At 50.3% G+C, this 17,241-nt stretch carries 15 protein-coding genes; 5 read left to right on the top strand and 10 right to left on the bottom strand.

Annotated features, from left to right (window positions below):
* Nucleotides 1-4: 4 nt before the first annotated feature.
* The 3 genes from OGX97_RS07945 to blr all read right to left on the bottom strand — a co-directional run bounded on the left by OGX97_RS07945 (nucleotide 5) and on the right by blr (nucleotide 1,169).
* Complete coding sequence (locus tag OGX97_RS07945) at nucleotides 5-445, bottom strand: DUF2569 domain-containing protein (RefSeq protein ID WP_235123847.1); 441 nt, start codon at nucleotides 443-445, stop codon at nucleotides 5-7.
* A gap of 91 nt (nucleotides 446-536) precedes the next feature.
* Nucleotides 537-752, bottom strand: coding sequence for a transcription modulator YdgT (gene ydgT / locus OGX97_RS07940; RefSeq protein ID WP_008784684.1), 216 nt, complete (start codon nucleotides 750-752; stop codon nucleotides 537-539).
* A gap of 291 nt (nucleotides 753-1,043) precedes the next feature.
* Nucleotides 1,044-1,169 (bottom strand): division septum protein Blr, encoded by a 126-nt coding sequence (gene blr / locus OGX97_RS07935; protein ID WP_279850703.1) that lies wholly within the window; start codon nucleotides 1,167-1,169, stop codon nucleotides 1,044-1,046.
* A gap of 241 nt (nucleotides 1,170-1,410) precedes the next feature.
* Between blr and OGX97_RS07930 the strand changes: the two genes are divergently transcribed.
* On the top strand, nucleotides 1,411-2,451 hold the full coding sequence (locus tag OGX97_RS07930; protein ID WP_060682249.1) for an oxidoreductase: 1,041 nt from the start codon (nucleotides 1,411-1,413) through the stop codon (nucleotides 2,449-2,451).
* 104 nt (nucleotides 2,452-2,555) lie between these two features.
* Here OGX97_RS07930 and add read toward each other — a convergent pair whose 3' ends face one another.
* Nucleotides 2,556-3,557, bottom strand: coding sequence for an adenosine deaminase (gene add / locus OGX97_RS07925; protein ID WP_111465680.1), 1,002 nt, complete (start codon nucleotides 3,555-3,557; stop codon nucleotides 2,556-2,558).
* Nucleotides 3,558-3,979: 422 nt separating this feature from the next.
* On the opposite strand from add, the gene OGX97_RS07920 reads away from it, so the two are divergent.
* Complete coding sequence (locus tag OGX97_RS07920; protein WP_239497863.1) at nucleotides 3,980-4,417, top strand: DNA breaking-rejoining protein; 438 nt, start codon at nucleotides 3,980-3,982, stop codon at nucleotides 4,415-4,417.
* A gap of 44 nt (nucleotides 4,418-4,461) precedes the next feature.
* Here the strand turns inward: OGX97_RS07920 and OGX97_RS07915 are convergent, their stop codons facing one another.
* The 3 genes from OGX97_RS07915 to malX form a co-directional block, all read right to left on the bottom strand.
* Nucleotides 4,462-5,811 carry a sensor domain-containing diguanylate cyclase gene (locus OGX97_RS07915; protein WP_279850570.1) on the bottom strand — a complete coding sequence of 450 codons (1,350 nt, stop codon included), beginning with the start codon at nucleotides 5,809-5,811 and terminating at the stop codon, nucleotides 4,462-4,464.
* Between the two features lie 198 nt (nucleotides 5,812-6,009).
* The gene (locus OGX97_RS07910) at nucleotides 6,010-7,182 is read right to left on the bottom strand and encodes a MalY/PatB family protein (protein WP_279850571.1); all 1,173 of its coding nucleotides are present in this window, start codon (nucleotides 7,180-7,182) and stop codon (nucleotides 6,010-6,012) included.
* A gap of 10 nt (nucleotides 7,183-7,192) precedes the next feature.
* Nucleotides 7,193-8,785 carry a maltose/glucose-specific PTS transporter subunit IIBC gene (gene malX / locus OGX97_RS07905; RefSeq protein WP_279850572.1) on the bottom strand — a complete coding sequence of 531 codons (1,593 nt, stop codon included), beginning with the start codon at nucleotides 8,783-8,785 and terminating at the stop codon, nucleotides 7,193-7,195.
* Between the two features lie 169 nt (nucleotides 8,786-8,954).
* Between malX and OGX97_RS07900 the strand changes: the two genes are divergently transcribed.
* Complete coding sequence (locus OGX97_RS07900; protein WP_286592193.1) at nucleotides 8,955-9,983, top strand: Mal regulon transcriptional regulator MalI; 1,029 nt, start codon at nucleotides 8,955-8,957, stop codon at nucleotides 9,981-9,983.
* Between the two features lie 47 nt (nucleotides 9,984-10,030).
* Here OGX97_RS07900 and OGX97_RS07895 read toward each other — a convergent pair whose 3' ends face one another.
* Both OGX97_RS07895 and manA read right to left on the bottom strand, forming a co-directional pair.
* Nucleotides 10,031-11,539 carry a YdgA family protein gene (locus tag OGX97_RS07895; protein ID WP_235123831.1) on the bottom strand — a complete coding sequence of 503 codons (1,509 nt, stop codon included), beginning with the start codon at nucleotides 11,537-11,539 and terminating at the stop codon, nucleotides 10,031-10,033.
* 106 nt (nucleotides 11,540-11,645) lie between these two features.
* Nucleotides 11,646-12,821 carry a mannose-6-phosphate isomerase gene (gene manA, locus OGX97_RS07890; RefSeq protein ID WP_032943354.1) on the bottom strand — a complete coding sequence of 392 codons (1,176 nt, stop codon included), beginning with the start codon at nucleotides 12,819-12,821 and terminating at the stop codon, nucleotides 11,646-11,648.
* A 262-nt stretch (nucleotides 12,822-13,083) separates the two neighbouring features.
* On the opposite strand from manA, the gene fumB reads away from it, so the two are divergent.
* Together fumB and fumC are read left to right on the top strand one after the other, a co-directional pair.
* Nucleotides 13,084-14,730 carry a class I fumarate hydratase gene (gene fumB, locus OGX97_RS07885; RefSeq protein ID WP_008784695.1) on the top strand — a complete coding sequence of 549 codons (1,647 nt, stop codon included), beginning with the start codon at nucleotides 13,084-13,086 and terminating at the stop codon, nucleotides 14,728-14,730.
* Between the two features lie 141 nt (nucleotides 14,731-14,871).
* Complete coding sequence (fumC, locus tag OGX97_RS07880) at nucleotides 14,872-16,275, top strand: class II fumarate hydratase (protein ID WP_003028966.1); 1,404 nt, start codon at nucleotides 14,872-14,874, stop codon at nucleotides 16,273-16,275.
* On the opposite strand, the gene tus is transcribed toward fumC, so the two are convergent.
* Nucleotides 16,272-17,201, bottom strand: coding sequence for a DNA replication terminus site-binding protein (tus, locus tag OGX97_RS07875; protein WP_279850573.1), 930 nt, complete (start codon nucleotides 17,199-17,201; stop codon nucleotides 16,272-16,274). The genes fumC and tus overlap by 4 nt on opposite strands.
* Nucleotides 17,202-17,241 lie beyond the last annotated feature (40 nt).

The following is a 17,241-nucleotide window of genomic DNA, read 5'->3' as shown; positions in this document are numbered from 1 at the left end:
GTTATTACGGGTTCACAAACGTCGATTTAACGCGCTGCGATCGTTTGAAGTAGGGCACCAACAGTGCTGCAGCCAGTAATGGGAACAGCAGTTGGCGCACGGCAAAAGCGTCTGGGACGGGTGAAAACGCAAACGCTTTAATCGCCAGCAACACGGAGATCAGCAGCCACAGAATATAATGCTTAGGTACACAGGTTCTGCGTTTGAAAAACGCAATCGTCAGCCACAGTGTGTAATACCACATGGCGATCGCGGTAACAAAGGAGACACCCCATAACAGCAAATTGGCCGTACTTTGCTCACCCAGCGTTTTGAAGGTTTGCGGTGTAGCCAGCGCAGTGACATAAAGTAATAACGCCAGCGAAGCGCTCAACAACGCGACTAACAGCCAGGCCAGTGGCCCAAGTAGCCAGCCTCCGATACGTTGTGCCGGTGTCGTAGTCATCTCTTCTCCAGGTTTACGCGCGCAATCAATCATGCCATTCATTTTGGGGCAATTATTATAAAGCTTTTAACGTTGAGCGCTACTTTCTTCTTTATTGCACGTAATGCCAGACTGATTTAGGTACCTGACCAACATCAAACAGACGACCTCCGGAGATAAGCTCCGCACGGCGATGGTCTGCGGCACGGTACATATTGATAATGTCGTTATCATCGGTGAGCGTGTAGTTAAGATGGTCGAACAGTTTTTCCAGACTTTCGAGCGAACTGATTTTGCGGAATTTTAATAAGTAATCCTGAACGGTCATAAATGCAGATCCATATTAATAAAATAATACCAATGGAGTAGAAAATATAAAAATGAACAACGAGCACAGGTAAAAACGCATTTACGTGCAAATGTAAGAAGAGTGTTCATACCTGTGAAAAATCAGGCGCTATGCGCGTCTTGAGCAAGGGTAACGCGCTTAGCGATCGCTGGCAATATGCAGCGGAGCGGGACGCGGCATAATTCGCTTTTTTTGACAGAAAGCGATCTTTTGCCGGCAGACCCTGCAACTACCAATGTTAATTGCCGGGCAATAAAAGGCTGCGGATGCTTATTTCTTCTGCACTGCCGCAACGGGCTCTGGTGGCTGGTAATTGTCAATATGATTGGCAACACCCAGCAGGATCACGGAGACGGCGAGAACAACCCAACCTGTTAATTCAATAAGACGATTCATTACTGATGACATTTGCTTTGATTTATCCATAAACACAGGCTGCAAATGTTACTAATCTCTCATTAATACAGCAAGATGATTGGGAACGATTTCTACCTCTTTTTCGCTGCAAGTTAAGCATAAGTGGCATATGTTTGACTTAAGTTAAAAAACAACCTTTGTAGCGCAAAGGTTATTAAACTATTGAGACGTTGCAAGGTATGGTGTGAAATAGGTCAGTCCTGAATTGAGAGGCAATAACATGAGTGACAACATCCGCGTTGGGCTAATTGGCTATGGTTATGCCAGCAAAACCTTCCATGCCCCACTGATTGTGGGCACGCCGGGTCTGGAACTGGCTGCAGTGTCCAGTAGTGATGAAGCAAAAGTGAAGGCAGACTGGCCTACGGTAACGGTTGTTGCTGAGCCTAAGCATCTTTTTAACGATCCAAATATCGACCTGATTGTGATCCCCACGCCAAACGACACGCACTTCCCGTTAGCGAAAGCAGCGTTGGAAGCGGGCAAACATGTGGTTGTTGATAAGCCCTTTACCGTGACACTGTCACAAGCACGTGAGTTGGATGCGCTGGCACGTAGCCTGGGGCGTGTGTTGTCTGTATTCCATAACCGTCGCTGGGACAGTGATTTTCTGACGCTGAAAGCTCTGCTGGCGGATGGTGTTTTGGGAGAGGTGGCGTATTTCGAGTCCCATTTCGATCGTTTCCGCCCACAGGTTCGTGACCGTTGGCGTGAACAGGGCGGTCCGGGAAGCGGTATCTGGTACGATTTAGCACCGCATCTTTTGGATCAGGCGATTAATCTGTTTGGTTTGCCCGTCAGCCTGACGGTAGACCTGGCCCAGCTGCGTCCGGGCGCGCAGGCGACGGATTACTTCCATGCCATCCTGACGTATCCGCAGCGTCGTGTGATCCTGCATGGCACCATGCTCGCTGCCGCAGAATCGGCCCGTTATATTGTGCACGGATCGCGTGGCAGCTATGTGAAGTATGGTCTTGACCCGCAGGAAGAGCGCCTGAAAAATGGCGAGCGACTTCCACAGGAAGACTGGGGTTATGATATGCGCGATGGCGTATTGACGCGAGTCGAAGGCGAAGAGCAGGTTGAAGAAACCTGGCTGACCGTACCGGGCAACTATCCGGCGTACTATGCTGGCATTCGGGATGCGCTAAACGGCAACGGTGAAAACCCGGTACCGGCGAGACAGGCTATCCAAATTATGGAGCTGATTGAGCTGGGTATAGAATCTGCGAAACATCGTTCGACGCTGTGCCTTGCCTGATTAGGTAAATGGCGCAAGGCGGTACCTTCCTGGCATCGTATCCGGCCTACAATGAAAACCAACGTAGGCCGGATAAGCGTTAGCGCCATCCGGCACTTTACCTGTTACGCTGCGGCGACTTTCTCGCGCAAGGCTCGTTTTTCCTCGTTACTCAGGAATGCCATTTCCAGACCGTTGATTTGCGCCTGGCGGATCTGTTCGGGCGTTAGGCCTGCAGCTGGTGCGGCAATGGTGTACTCGTGAATAATATCCACACCCTGAACAGCCGGGTCGTCCGTATTCAAACTGGCGATAACGCCATGCTCAAGGAACGTTTTCAGCGGATGGTTCGCTAGTGAGGCAACGGTGCTGGTCTGAATGTTTGATGTCAGGCAGGATTCGATGCCGATACGGTGCTCGGCGAGGTAATCCATCAACGCACGATCTTCAACGGCTTTAACGCCGTGACCAATACGCTCAGCGCCTAGCTCTTTAATGGCCTGCCAGATGCTTTCTGGTCCCGCGGCTTCGCCCGCATGTACGGTGATATGCCAGCCGGCGTCGCGTGCCTGGTTGAAGTGAGACAGGAACAGGCTGCCCGGGAACCCCAGTTCGTCACCGGCCAGATCCAGTGCCGTAATATGGTTTCGGTGGGCTAACAGCGCATCCAGTTCCTGCAGACAGGCGGCTTCGCCGAAAGTACGGCTCATAATGCCAATTAAGCGAGCTTCGACGCCAAAGGTCTTGCAGCCCTCGCGTACGCCTGCGATGACGGCTTCAACCACACCTGCAACCGGGAGCTGATGCGCCATCGCCATGTAGCCTGGGGAAAAACGCAGTTCAACATAGTGCAGGCCGTTACGTGCTGCGTCCTCAATATTTTCAAATGCCACGCGACGACACGCATCCAGCGAGGCCAGTACCTTCACGCCCCAGTCGAGCTTGGATAAAAAACTCACTAAATCTGGCTCAGTTGATGTGACTTGCACATGAGGGATCAGCGTTTCCAACGTTTGTGCCGGAAGCGTTAAGTTGAACTGACGGCCCAGATCCAGGATCGTTTGTGCACGGATGTTACCATCAAGGTGGCGATGGACGTCGGTCAGGGGGAGGGAAGTATCAATCATGGTCGCACTCGTGTATTTAGGTAAAGTGCAGGCCATTATACAACAGAAAAATGTACCTCTAAAAACTTTAAAAAAAGCAGTGCAGAGTTCGGGGTTATGGGGAAGCAAGCATCGCCAAATTGTTGACCATGCTGTTAGCGTACCAACAGAGTGGTGTTCCGACTCCCTGATCCTTGAGACCGTATCACGATGCTTTTGCTTGCGGTGGTAAGACGGGCGTAAAATAAGCAATAACGCATTTCCTGCAGCATGTGTGTAATAAGAGGATTTCATTTTTTAAGATTATTTACCTCGTTTTTATTTAATTACTACCTGTCAGTGTTATTTTATTCAGATATTTATTGAGTAACATTGCTAATAGCGAAAAATGGACACTTTCCAGTTTATGAATGTGCTGCGAAGTATGTTATAAAAACACAATAATGACTGAGGGTATTAATAAAGTGAAAAGTGTAAAGCTAATTGTCAGTACAATGTTCTGTGGAAGTTTGCTGCTGGCAACTGTGCCTGCGCATGCGGCGTATAAAGCGGATGAAACGCATGTAATCCAGTTTAAGAAAGGCACCAGTGGCGCAGATATCAAGGGGACAATTACGGGTGATAAAACAAAAGATTATACGTTTGTCGCCAAAAAAGGGCAGACCATGCAAGCAGTTCTGAAAAGCGCCTGGCCTCATCCTTTCATGAGTATTATTGCACCGGGCGAACAATTCATTTTTGATGGCATGATGAGTGGTGACACTTATAAAAATACGCTGCCTGCCAGCGGTAAGTATACCATCAGAATATATCAAAAAGGCGCGGCGAAGGATGAGGGGAAAACCAACGCATTCCAGCTGCACATGAAAATTACCAACTGATCATGAGGAAAAGATCGCCCTGGTGGTGATCTTTTCCTTTGCTATTAAACTTCTTCGCCAGAATAAGCCACAACGCAATTACGGCCTCGGTTTTTTGCCATATACAGGGCGCGGTCTGCGCAATCAGCAAGTTGTTCGGGGGCTGAACGGTTATCAACCGAGGTTACGATACCCAGGCTGATGGTGATGATGCGTGGAAAATCACCTTTAGTCGTCGCCTGAGTTTGTTGTTCTACGTGTTTTCTGATTCGCTCTGCGATGTTAAATGCTGCATCAGCGTTAGTTTCAGGTAGCAAAATAGCAAACTCTTCTCCGCCAATGCGTGCTACGATGTCGTTACGCCGACTCAGTCGCTGCATAATTTCTGACAATTTAATTATCACTCTGTCACCCTGTAAATGTCCCCAGGTGTCATTGACCGACTTAAAGAAATCAATGTCGCAAAAGACAATGCTCAGGGGGTTATGGGGCGCTGTCATTTTAATCTCATTGCTGAGTGCGTTATAAAAATAGCCACGGTTGAAAAGTCGGGTCATCGGGTCGCGGACTGAATTTTCATAGGATAATTCATAGGCCTGACGTGAGGCTTTGTAGCGCTTGAAAATATCAGACATGAGCACGATCATCACGGCCATTGCGCTAAGGCACTCCAGGCCTCTGGCGAGATACCATCCAGCGGAGTCTATATGTGTGTACTTCAGCATAATGATGACACTTAACAGATTGCTCAGAGCAACCAGTGACATACTTACCCAAAACTGTGTTTTTAGCCGGGTTAATTTTGCCCCTAATAAAACAATACAGGTCCACAAGATAATGAGGACATAAATAAAGCTACCACGCCAGGGTCTAAGCCATTCAAACATTTCTGTGTCAACCAACTGAAACGATATTGGCGTAATACGGATGGAGTAGAGGATAGCCATTACCAGATGCAACATGCACCATAAATAAGTGGCGTAAATAACTGTTTTACCGTGCTTTTCTTTTTTATTTTTAAACGTATATAAATAGTATGTTGCAAAAAACAACCCTGTAATTAACATGTTCCTCATAAAGTATAAAACAGCAATGTCATTGTAGATGACACCAGGAAGGCCGTTTTTATAAAAATAAATATAGAGCGCAAGAAATAAGAAAACCCCCGAGAAATAAAACGCGCAGGCCAGGGGTAAAAGATATTTTTTGCGCCGATAACTCATGTAATTCATCGTCATAAAGCACCCCGTCTGAATGTGCAATACACCAGCAAAGGTTGCAATAACCGGGTAAAAAGAGAGGCTATAACGCTGATTACTAAAAGGGATATACCAAAGAAAAATGGATGTTGTTACGGACAGGAGTAAAAAAAAAGTTAAATTCTTTTTGTGAATGTTTATTTGTGTTGTATTCATGATTTTTATGTATATAAAACAGCGCTATATTTCGGCTATCTTCTCAGCTTTGTATCTTGTCTTTTTGATTTTTATTGCTGTTGATTTTGACTGGCAGGAAAAGTCAGGGAGGAATTAGTATTAAAAAAAACGATAAAAAACAGATTTGTTTTTTTATATAAGGAGTTGCGCAATGAGTTCTTCATTGCGCAAGACTATTTAACGTATTGTGCGGATGGCGTTAATCAACCCCTGAACGCCTTTTTCAAGTTTGGAACGTGGACATCCGGCATTGAGGCGCACAAAACCGCGTCCTTCTTCTCCGTATGTGTATCCGGGCATGATGGCGACTTTCTGCTGATGGATGAGTGCATCCTGCAGTGCGTGGTCATCAAGGTTGAGTGGACGCAAGTCAATCCATGCCAGATAGGTGGATTGCGGAACCTGCCAGTTCAGTTCGGGGAATGCGTTATTCAGCTCGTGCGCGATGTAATCCAGGTTACTGGCAAGATATTCCCGCAGCGCATCAAGCCAGCTAGCGCCCTGTTGGTAGGCTGCGATATGTGCGCTAAGCGCGAGCACTGCAGGTGAGGAAAGACCATCCCGAGCCTTTAACGCACTGAGGTAATCGTTGCGACTCTGCTCATCCTCAATAATCCCGTAAGCCCCGGTTAATGCCGGAATATTGAAGCTCTTTGAACCGGAGGTGAACAGCGCCCAACTGTCGCGCGCGACGTTACTCCACGGGATGTGCGGCTGGTCTGCCCATACCATATCCATATGGATCTCATCAGAAATGACTTTTACACCGTGGCGCTGACACAGTTCCGCCATGGTTTCCAGTTCATCGCGCGTCCATACCTTACCGGTTGGGTTGTGCGGGCTGCAAAGCAGGAGAATTTTGCTTTCAGGCCGGGACAGAGCTTTTTCTAGTGCAACCATGTCGCAAAACCAACCGTCAGCGCGTTTTTCAAGTCCGACAGCGCATACCTGACGCTGATTACCTTCAATCGCTTTGTAAAACGCGTCGTAAGCCGGCGTATGAATAACCACCGCATCACCCGCAGAAGACCATTGGCGGATCAGCTCCGATACCATATAGATGACCGAGGGGCCATAAACCAGCGACTGAGGATTGATTTGGGTATTATGACGCGATAGAAACCAGTGGCTAATCGCCGCCAGAAATTCATCATTTTTCCAGCGACTGTAACCCAAAACGCCATGTGACAGGCGCTGAGCCAGCGCCTCCAGAATGCAGGGGGCGGTGGCAAAATCCATATCGGAGATGGTGAACGGCAGCAGGTCGGCTGAACCAAAACGGTCGGCAACGTAATCCCACTGGGTACACCAGGTACCATGCCTGTCCACAACTTTTGAAAAATCAAACATATTGTTGTCCTTAAGCCTGTACGGTGTTCATCAGAACTGCGATCTCGTCTTTCACTGACTGGACCTGCGGACCAATAACAACCTGAAGATTATGCTGATTGAGTTGCACTACGCCAATGGCGCGATTGTCCTTCAGTGCCTGTACGTTCACAAGCGACATATCCTTCACTGACAAGCGCAGACGGGTAATGCAGTTATCAAGGCTGACAATGTTTTCCGCACCGCCCAGCGCCGCCAGAATGGCAGGGACGTTGTAACCGGATTTACCCGGTGCTCCCGCCATGACTTTTTCGATATTGCTGGCAATTTCGACGTCCCGACCCGGGGTCTTGAGATTGAAGCGTGTGATGGCGAAACGGAAGATCACGTAGTACACAGCGAACCAGATTGCAGCCACGACAGGGACCAGATACCACTTGGTAGAGAGTCCGTGCAGAATGCCGAATACCACAAAGTCAATCAGGTTACCGTCCGTGTTACCGATGGTGACGCCTAACACAGCCATCACGGTGAAACCAAGACCGGTCAGCAGGGCGTGGATTACATACAAAACAGGGGCAACGAACAGGAATAAGAACTCGAGTGGTTCGGTTGTACCGCCGATCACGCAGGCAATGAGACCAGAAATTAACAGCCCTTTAATTTTATGACGATTTTCAGGGCGAGCACAGTGGTACATAGCGAGCGCTGCCCCCGGCAAACCCCCGAGGAACGCCGGCATTTTACCCTGCGACAGGAAGCGGGTTGCGCTTTCAGAGAAACCTTGTGTTGTCGGGCAGCTCAGTTGAGCCTGGAAAATAGTCAGTGCGCCGCTCACGCTGTGACCGCAGACTTCCTGCGTGCCGCCAGCTTCGGTGAATCGAATGAGCGCCACCAGAATATGATGCAGACCAAACGGCAGCAGCAGACGTTCACCGGTACCAAACAGCATTGGACCAAATTCGCCCGCGCTGTTGATGATGTGGCCGAGCCCGTTAATGCCCATGGCGAAAACCGGCCAAACCAGGGGAATGACCAGGCCGACCAGTCCCATCACCACCGAAGAGATAATTGGTACAAAGCGGGTACCGCCGAAGAACGCCAGTGCATCCGGCAGGCGAATGTTGTGGAAACGTTCATGCAGCATCCAGACGATGATCCCGGCAATAACAGCGCCGAGGATCCCGGTGTCGATCGACTGGATCCCCAGGATATTCTGTACGTTGTTAGCCTTCAGGATCGCGGCATCGGTGGTAGGCAAGATACCTTTCGCGGTTAACCAGAAGTTGACGGCAAGGTTCATCACCGCATAACCAACAAAACCGGCAAATGCCGCTACGCCTTTGTTCTCGCGGGCCAGGCCGAGAGGTATGGCAATACAGAACATCACCGGTAAGAAGCTAAACGCAAATGAGCCTACTTTGCTCATCCAGGTAAAAATAGCCTGCAGTACCGGATTACCCAATGCTGGAATCAGCGTTAAGACATCATGACTACTTAACGAGCTGCCGATCCCTAACATGATCCCGCAGAATGAGAGCAGAGCCACGGGCAGTATAAAGGTTTTGCCCAACTGCTGGAAAAATTCCCATAACGTAATTTTTGGTGTGGTTCTCGTCGTCATCAAACGACTCCTCGTAAAAGCTAGCTGACTAATGATGGCGAGAAGATAAAACGTTTTACCTAATTTTAGTGCGGTATAAATCACATTATCGAACGATAATAGGGCGTATAAATATATGTGATTGATAAAACGTTTTATCAGTCACGTTATCAGGGAGTTTTCCGTTTTTATGGCTATAGCCAAAAAAATAACCATCCATGATGTTGCGCTGGCCGCGGGCGTTTCGGTTAGTACCGTCTCATTGGTGCTCAGTGGAAAAGGCCGTATTTCATCCGCGACCGGCGAACGGGTGAATGCCGCTATTGAGCAACTGGGGTTTGTGCGTAATCGCCAGGCATCAGCGCTGCGTGGCGGGCAGAGCGGGGTAATTGGTTTGATCGTGCGCGACCTCTCCACCCCGTTTTACGCCGAGTTGACGGCGGGTCTGACGGAAGCTTTAGAAGCGCAGGGGCGCATGGTCTTTTTATTACATGGTGGCAGAGATGGCGAACAGCTGGCGCAGCGTTTCGCTATGCTGCTTAATCAAGGGGTTGATGGTGTGGTGATCGCCGGGGCTGCCGGCAGTAGCGACGACCTACAACAACTGGCCGCCGATAAGGGGATTCCGGTAGTGTTTGCGTCTCGGGCCAGCTACCTGGATGACGTTGACACCGTCAGACCTGACAACATGCAGGCAGCGCAATTGCTGGTTGAACATCTGATACGCCATGGACATCAGCGCATCGCGTGGTTGGGGGGACAGAGTTCTTCATTGACCCGTGCAGAGCGTGTCGGCGGCTATTGTACGACGTTGCTAAAGTATGGTTTACAGTTTCATAGCGACTGGGTGCTGGAGTGCTCATCCAGCCAAAAGCAGGCCGCAGAGGAGGTGACCGCGCTATTACGTCGTAACCCAACGATCAGCGCAGTGGTGTGCTACAACGAAACCATAGCCGTTGGCGCCTGGTTTGGCCTGATGAGAGCAGGGCGTCAGAGTGGTGAAATTGGCGTAGATCGCTACTTCGAACAGCAGGTCTCGTTAGCTGGATTTGCCGATGTAGCGGAAAATGCACTGGACGATATCCCCATTATTTGGGCCTGTACGCCCGCGCGTGAAATGGGATATACCCTTGCTGAGCGCATGCTACAGCGCATTGGGCACGATGATGGTCATTCGCGTAACTTAACGCTTTCCGCCCGTCTGGTGGTGGCAAAATAAAAAAGGCCCGATAAACACACGGTTATCGGGCCTGTTGTCACGCGTATTTACTGTTGCGGAATAGCCGGGGCATCCGGTTCGCCGAGAGAAGGCATACCGAACATGCCAACAAACTCATCCAGCGACATTTTTTGTCCGTTTAAGGTAACCTGGCCGTTTGCGTATTGCAGGCTGGAGCCGATGACGTTGTCCTGCATCGTTGTAATACGGAACATCTGACCCATTGCCGCCAGGCCATTCACCTGTTGTTTCGCCAGATCGGCCGCTTGTTCCTGCTGATAGCCTTCAATTTTGGCAATCTGCGTCATGAACTCAGTCGCCATATCAACCGGAATCGTCAGCTTAGCATCCAGTGATTTGACCGAACGATCCACTTCCTGAGCCAGCGTTTGTGGTTCCTCAGTATTTGCTGTCGGATCTTTTAGCAGCAGTGACAGATTAAATGCAGTTTCACCTTTTGCATTTTTCCAGCTCAGCGGGGCAATGGTGATAACCGGCTCGCCTTTCATCAGAATCGGCAGCGCATTGAAGAAGGCTTCAGTGACTTTTTGCTGATAAAGCTCAGGATTTTGTACCACATCAATCTGCGCCATCAGCGCCTTGGTTTGGGCGCTATACTGCTGACTGAACTGGTGTAATGCTTCACCGTCAATCTGGCCAACTTTCAGCGTCAGTTTACCGCTACCCATATCCTGACCCTGCAATTTCAGACTGTTCAGCGTGTAATCCAACTGGCTGTTGACAGTTTTACCCTCGTTGATCAGATCGGATTTGCCATCAATACCCATGCCTTCAAGAACCGCCAACTCTTTACCTTCGACGGAAATCGACAGTTTATCGAGTGACAATTTCTGGTCGCCGATGCGCTCACCAAAGCTGGCAATACTGCTGGAACCCTCAGTTTTCAGGTTATTGAAAGTCATTTGTACTTTCTGGTCATACTCGTTGACCGCATTGACCACGCCGCTTTGCGCATTGCCTGTCAGCGAGACAGCGTTACCTTCTTTGTCTGCTGTAAACTGGAATTCCCCGCCACTGAAGGCTACTTTTTCGTCGCCTTTCTCATAGTTTAGTGGTTTGAGGGAGAGATCGGAACGGGTATCGCCGCTGTAGCCGATTCGGGAATTAATGACAAATGGCGACTCACCTTTAGCAATATCAAACAGCGGTTTGGTAACGTCGTTATTGACCAGCGTCGTTTTCACGGAGGCCATAGCCGGGACCAGATTCAGTGATTTCAGTTGCGCCAGCGGGAATGGACCGTGATCGACGGTTTCATTCAGGACGATACTTTGCCCCGGTTTTAGCCAGGAATCTGCCTGCCCGGCGATTGGTTTCACCACCAATTGCAGTTGGCTATTGAACACCCCGCGCTGGTAGTTTTGATAACTCAGTTCAATGCCCGCCTCAGGGGAGAAACGTTTTAACTGATCGTTTGCCTGTGTCACCATCTCGGCGAGATGCGTTTCAAGTTTCTTACCTGTGTACCAGGCGCCGCCCGTCCAGACGATACCCAGCGCAACCACCACACCCGCAGCTACCAGCGATTTTTTCATTTCGATATCCATAAAATAAAACCAGGCGTTTGAAGACGCCTGGAGGAGTGACATGTCTTTAACTCACTACAGCTTAGCAAGAGTTGTTAAAAATATCAGTATCTTGCTATAGCTTGTTATAAACCCGGGCTAAACGACCTGCGCCACTGATGTTAACCGGCGATTCATTCGCGCCAATAAAGGCCGATTCACCCGGTCGCAGAACCAGACGTTGCTCGCCTTTGCTCAGCACGGCTTCACCCTCTATGCAGAACAAAATGGCTGCACTTTGCTGGCTGATATCTGCGCCATTGGTAGTAAGGTCATGCAGGGAGAACGCAAAATCGTCAACCGGGATTGGGAAGTCCAGTTCACCATCAGATTCAACCGGCGTGGTCAGTAACTGGTTTGCTGGCTTGGCGACAAACTTCACGTTGGCGACCAGTTCCGGGATATCAATATATTTTGGCGTCAGTCCGGCACGCAGCACGTTGTCCGAGTTAGCCATCACCTCAAGCGCCACACCTTGCAGGTAAGCGTGCGGAGTTTCGGCAAATAAGAACATAGCCTCGCCTGGATTGAGTTTCACCACATTGAGCAGCAGCGGGGAGAAAAGCCCACTGTCGTTCGGGTAGACGTCGGCGATCAGACGGATGGTTTGCCAGGGTTCACCCTGCTGGCTGTTCAGCGCTGATTTCAGGATCGCCAACGCATGGGATTTCTCCTCATCCTGCATATTCAGCAAGCTGGCGAAAAGATAGCTCAGACGTTCCGCACTCGGTTCTTCCAGGAAATGTGCAATAGCCGGATGTGCGGCGGAAACGGGTTGTAACAATGCAACAATGTCAGAGAACTCGCGGAATGCGTTCATCGCCAGGAAAGGCGTCAAAGCAAATACCAGTTCTGGTTTGTGGTTAGGATCTTTGTAGTTGCGCTCGGCGGCATCCATCGGGATCCCCGCAGCGTTTTCTTTGGCAAATCCAATTTCAGAATTGTGCTTGTTAGGATGAACCTGAATCGAAAGCGGTTGAGCAGCACAGAGCACTTTAAACAGGAAGGGCAGTTCACCAAAACGTTGCGCTACGGCATCGCCTAGCAGTGCGGATTTATCGTGCTCGATAACGTCGCGCAGAGCAACCGTCTGACCGTCAGCGCCCAGAACCTGCGAACTGCTTTTCGGATGCGCGCCCATCCACAACTCAGCCATCGGTTGCTGAGTGGGGTTGGCAATGCCATAGAGTTCCGTTAACGCCGTTTTACTTCCCCAGGCGTAGTTCTGCACTGAGTTGATGAGTTTTTGCATTATCAAGCCCTGTTTCAATGTTGAATTTTCTACGGCTATTAAACCAAGAAACCCTGAGGGAAGTAACCTGCACATGTAAAAAGTCGTACTTGTCTCAGTTTTTGTTAAAAAAATGTGTAGGATATGGTGACTCGCTTTTAATACCCTGAGTAATTCCGGTTGCAGAAAGCTCTTCCTTCTACAACCGGATCTGCGGCAGGGAAGCAGGGCAATGGAACATCTGCCCAGAGAATAACCAGACCGAGCAGTAAGTGAGAGCACAATGTCAAACAAACCCTTTCATTATCAGCATCCTTTCCCCCTCAAAAAGGATGATACCGAATACTATCTGCTGACCAGCGACTATGTCTCTGTTGCCGAATTTGAAGGGCAGGAGATTGTTAAAGTTGCACCGCAAGCCTTAACCCTGCTGGCTCGTCAGGCCTTTCATGATGCGTCGTTTATGCTGCGTCCCGCACATCAACAGCAGGTAGCTGATATTCTGCGCGACCCGGAGGCCAGCGAAAACGACAAATATGTGGCCCTGCAATTCCTGCGTAACTCTGACATCGCGGCAAAAGGCATTTTGCCGACCTGTCAGGACACCGGAACTGCGATTATCGTGGGTAAAAAAGGTCAGCGTGTCTGGACCGGTGGGGGCGATGAGGAGGCGCTGGCACGAGGCGTCTATAACACCTACATCGAAGACAACCTGCGCTATTCACAAAACGCCGCGCTGGATATGTATAAAGAGGTGAACACCGGTACCAACCTGCCAGCACAAATCGATTTGTATACCGTCGACGGAGATGAATACAAATTCCTGTGTATTGCCAAAGGTGGTGGTTCGGCGAACAAAACCTATCTGTACCAGGAAACCAAAGCGCTGCTAACGCCGGGCAAATTAAAAGATTACCTGGTTGAGAAAATGCGTACGTTGGGCACTGCGGCTTGTCCGCCGTATCACATCGCGTTCGTAATCGGTGGAACATCGGCAGAAGCCACGCTGAAAACGGTCAAACTGGCTTCTGCAAAATACTACGACGAATTGCCGACAGAAGGTAACGAACATGGTCAGGCATTCCGCGATGTTGAGCTGGAAAAAGAGCTGCTGATTGAGGCGCAGAATTTGGGGCTTGGCGCGCAGTTTGGCGGGAAGTACTTCGCGCATGATATCCGCGTGATCCGCCTGCCGCGTCACGGCGCGTCGTGTCCGGTTGGTATGGGCGTTTCTTGCTCAGCCGATCGAAATATCAAAGCCAAGATCAACCGCGAAGGTATCTGGATCGAAAAACTGGAGCATAATCCTGGGAAATTTATACCGGAAGAACTGCGCCAGGCGGGAGAGGGGGAAGCGGTGCGCGTTGACCTCAATCGTCCGATGAAAGAGATTCTGGCTCAGCTTTCCCAGTATCCGGTTTCCACGCGTCTGTCGCTCAACGGTACAATTATCGTTGGCCGTGATATTGCGCATGCGAAACTGAAAGAACGTCTGGATAACGGCGAAAGTTTGCCGCAGTATGTTAAAGATCACCCGATCTATTACGCAGGTCCGGCAAAAACGCCGGAAGGCTATGCCTCTGGTTCGCTGGGGCCAACCACTGCCGGACGTATGGACTCGTATGTTGACCAGCTTCAGGCCGCTGGTGGGAGCATGATTATGCTGGCGAAAGGCAATCGCAGCCAGCAGGTGACCGATGCTTGCCATAAACATGGCGGCTTCTATTTGGGCAGTATTGGCGGCCCCGCCGCGGTGCTGGCTCAGGGCAGTATTAAGAGCCTGGAGTGCGTGGAATACCCGGAACTCGGGATGGAAGCCATCTGGAAAATTGAAGTAGAAGATTTCCCGGCATTTATCCTGGTAGATGACAAAGGCAACGATTTCTTCAAGCAAATTCAGACGTCGCAGTGCGCACGCTGCGTTAAGTAACGTCAGCCGCCCTTCGGGGCGGTTTTTTTTACCGCACGAACCACCAAACGACAGCTTTATCCTCGTTAATACTCATAAGACCAATGCAAATGGGCAATGTCGAAACATAACCTAATCAACTGTTAATGTAAGGAGCAGGTAATGGTAACGGTACGCCGCGAGAATGATTCAATGGGGGCGATTGATGTTCCTGCCGATAAGCTTTGGGGCGCGCAAACCCAACGTTCGCTGGAGCATTTTCGTATCTCTACGGAGAAAATGCCGGTCTCGCTGATCCATGCGCTGGCGCTGACGAAACGCGCCGCGGCAAAGGTTAACCAGGATCTGGGGCTGCTGGCGGAGGATAAAGCCAGGGCTATTATGCAGGCTGCAGATGAGGTGTTGGCAGATAAACACCGCGATGAGTTTCCGCTGGCCATCTGGCAAACCGGCTCAGGCACGCAAAGCAATATGAACATGAACGAGGTGCTGGCAAACCGGGCCAGCGAATTGCTGGGCGGCGTGCGGGGGATGGAGCGAAAAGTACACCCCAACGATGATGTCAATAAAAGCCAAAGCTCGAACGATGTCTTCCCGACCGCAATGCACGTTGCCGCACTGCTGGCGCTGCGTAAATCTTTGATCCCACAATTAAATGTGTTGACCAAAACGCTCAGTGATAAGTCCCACGCTTTCGCCGATATCGTTAAAATTGGTCGTACACATCTGCAAGATGCAACTCCACTTACGCTTGGCCAGGAGATTTCCGGCTGGGTAGCAATGCTTGAACATAACCTCAGACACATTGAAAACAGTTTACCGCATGTGGCAGAACTGGCGTTGGGGGGAACCGCGGTAGGTACCGGACTGAACACTCATCCCGAATACGCCCGCCGGGTCGCGGACGAACTGCGGGTCATTACCTGCGCGCCGTTCGTTACCGCTCCGAATAAATTTGAAGCGCTGGCCACCTGCGATGCCCTGGTTCATGCCCACGGAGCGCTAAAAGGGCTGGCAGCGTCGCTGATGAAAATCGCCAACGATGTACGCTGGCTGGCATCTGGCCCGCGCTGTGGTATTGGCGAAATTTCAATTCCGGAAAATGAACCGGGCAGCTCGATCATGCCGGGTAAAGTCAATCCTACCCAGTGTGAAGCGCTGACCATGTTGTGCTGCCAGGTGATGGGTAACGATGTCGCCATCAATATGGGCGGGGCGTCAGGTAACTTTGAGCTCAACGTCTATCGACCGATGGTCATCCACAACTTCCTGCAGTCGGTACGCCTGCTGGCGGACGGTATGGAAAGCTTCAATGAACATTGCGCGACGGGAATCGAGCCCAACCGTGAACGAATAGATCAACTGCTCAATGAGTCGCTGATGCTGGTGACCGCGCTCAACACCCATATCGGTTACGATAAAGCGGCTGAAATTGCCAAAAAAGCGCATAAAGAAGGGCTGACGCTAAAAGCCTCCGCTCTGGCGCTGGGATATCTAACCGAAGCGGAGTTCGACAGTTGGGTACGTCCGGAGCTGATGGTTGGCAGCATGCGGCCAGGCAGTTAATCCGCAACGTACAGGTGCAGCCGGGGAATAATCAATCTCAACGGCTGCGCCTGAGGTTTAAAGCGATGCTGAACGTTATCGGCATCGTAATTCAGTAACTCGCCGATATCCGGTACGGTCATACCGTTGTCGTCATTAAGCAGTGCAATTAGTGGCGTCGGGCAGGCATATTGCACCTGTTTTTGCTCTCCTTTGTACCAGACTCGGGCAATAGGCTGCACTTTTACCGGCCTTTTAATTTTCAGGCGGGCCTGCTGCGGTAAGTCGGCGATATCCTGATATTCGCGTTCAAGCTTCGCCTGCCATTCTTTACGTGTCCAGGGATGTACGCTGCGCGGTGAGGTCAGGCTTTTTTCCAGTTGCTGCAGTACTTCATCACGTTTCAGGTTTTTAATAATGTGCTTGTTAGCCCAGCCGAATCGCAGGGTGGCAGGATCTCTGACAACGGTGAGCGTGCGATAGGCATTCAGTGTAATCAGCCCCGGCAGGTGGCGATGCACCCATTCGAAACGTGCTGCCGGCGCCAGCCCTGATTCTACTGTAACAATACGCTCGAAGGTGGTTTTCAACTGGTTTATACGCTGGATTTGTTCTTCCAGAGCACATTGCCCCGCATTATCAACCTGGTAGCACAATACACCCGGTAGGCGGACGGCCGCTTTGCTGCTGCGGTTTTCGGACTGCTGCTGAATAAACAGGTGACGGTAATGGCGCAGTGCCAGCGCTTCAGCCTCTTTGCCTAAATGCTGCTTAACATCAATGCTCTGCAGAGGGGCATGCTCTGCCTCTTTGACCACTTCCGGTAACGAGAATACGCGGGCAATCAGCAGCGTCTGCTGCAACAGGTTTTCATTCAGAAGCGCCAGTTCTTGTTCCATCTGGCGAAAGGTGCCGTTCAGGCGGTCAACGAGATCGTAACGGGCCATAGATTTACCATTTTAGTTACAACATACTTTTTTATAGCAC

Source organism: Citrobacter sp. Cpo061, assembly GCF_030332845.1.
GTDB lineage: Bacteria > Pseudomonadota > Gammaproteobacteria > Enterobacterales > Enterobacteriaceae > Citrobacter > Citrobacter portucalensis.
Note: the sequence above shows the minus strand (reverse complement) of the source record. Positions and strands in the feature narration are given on the sequence as shown.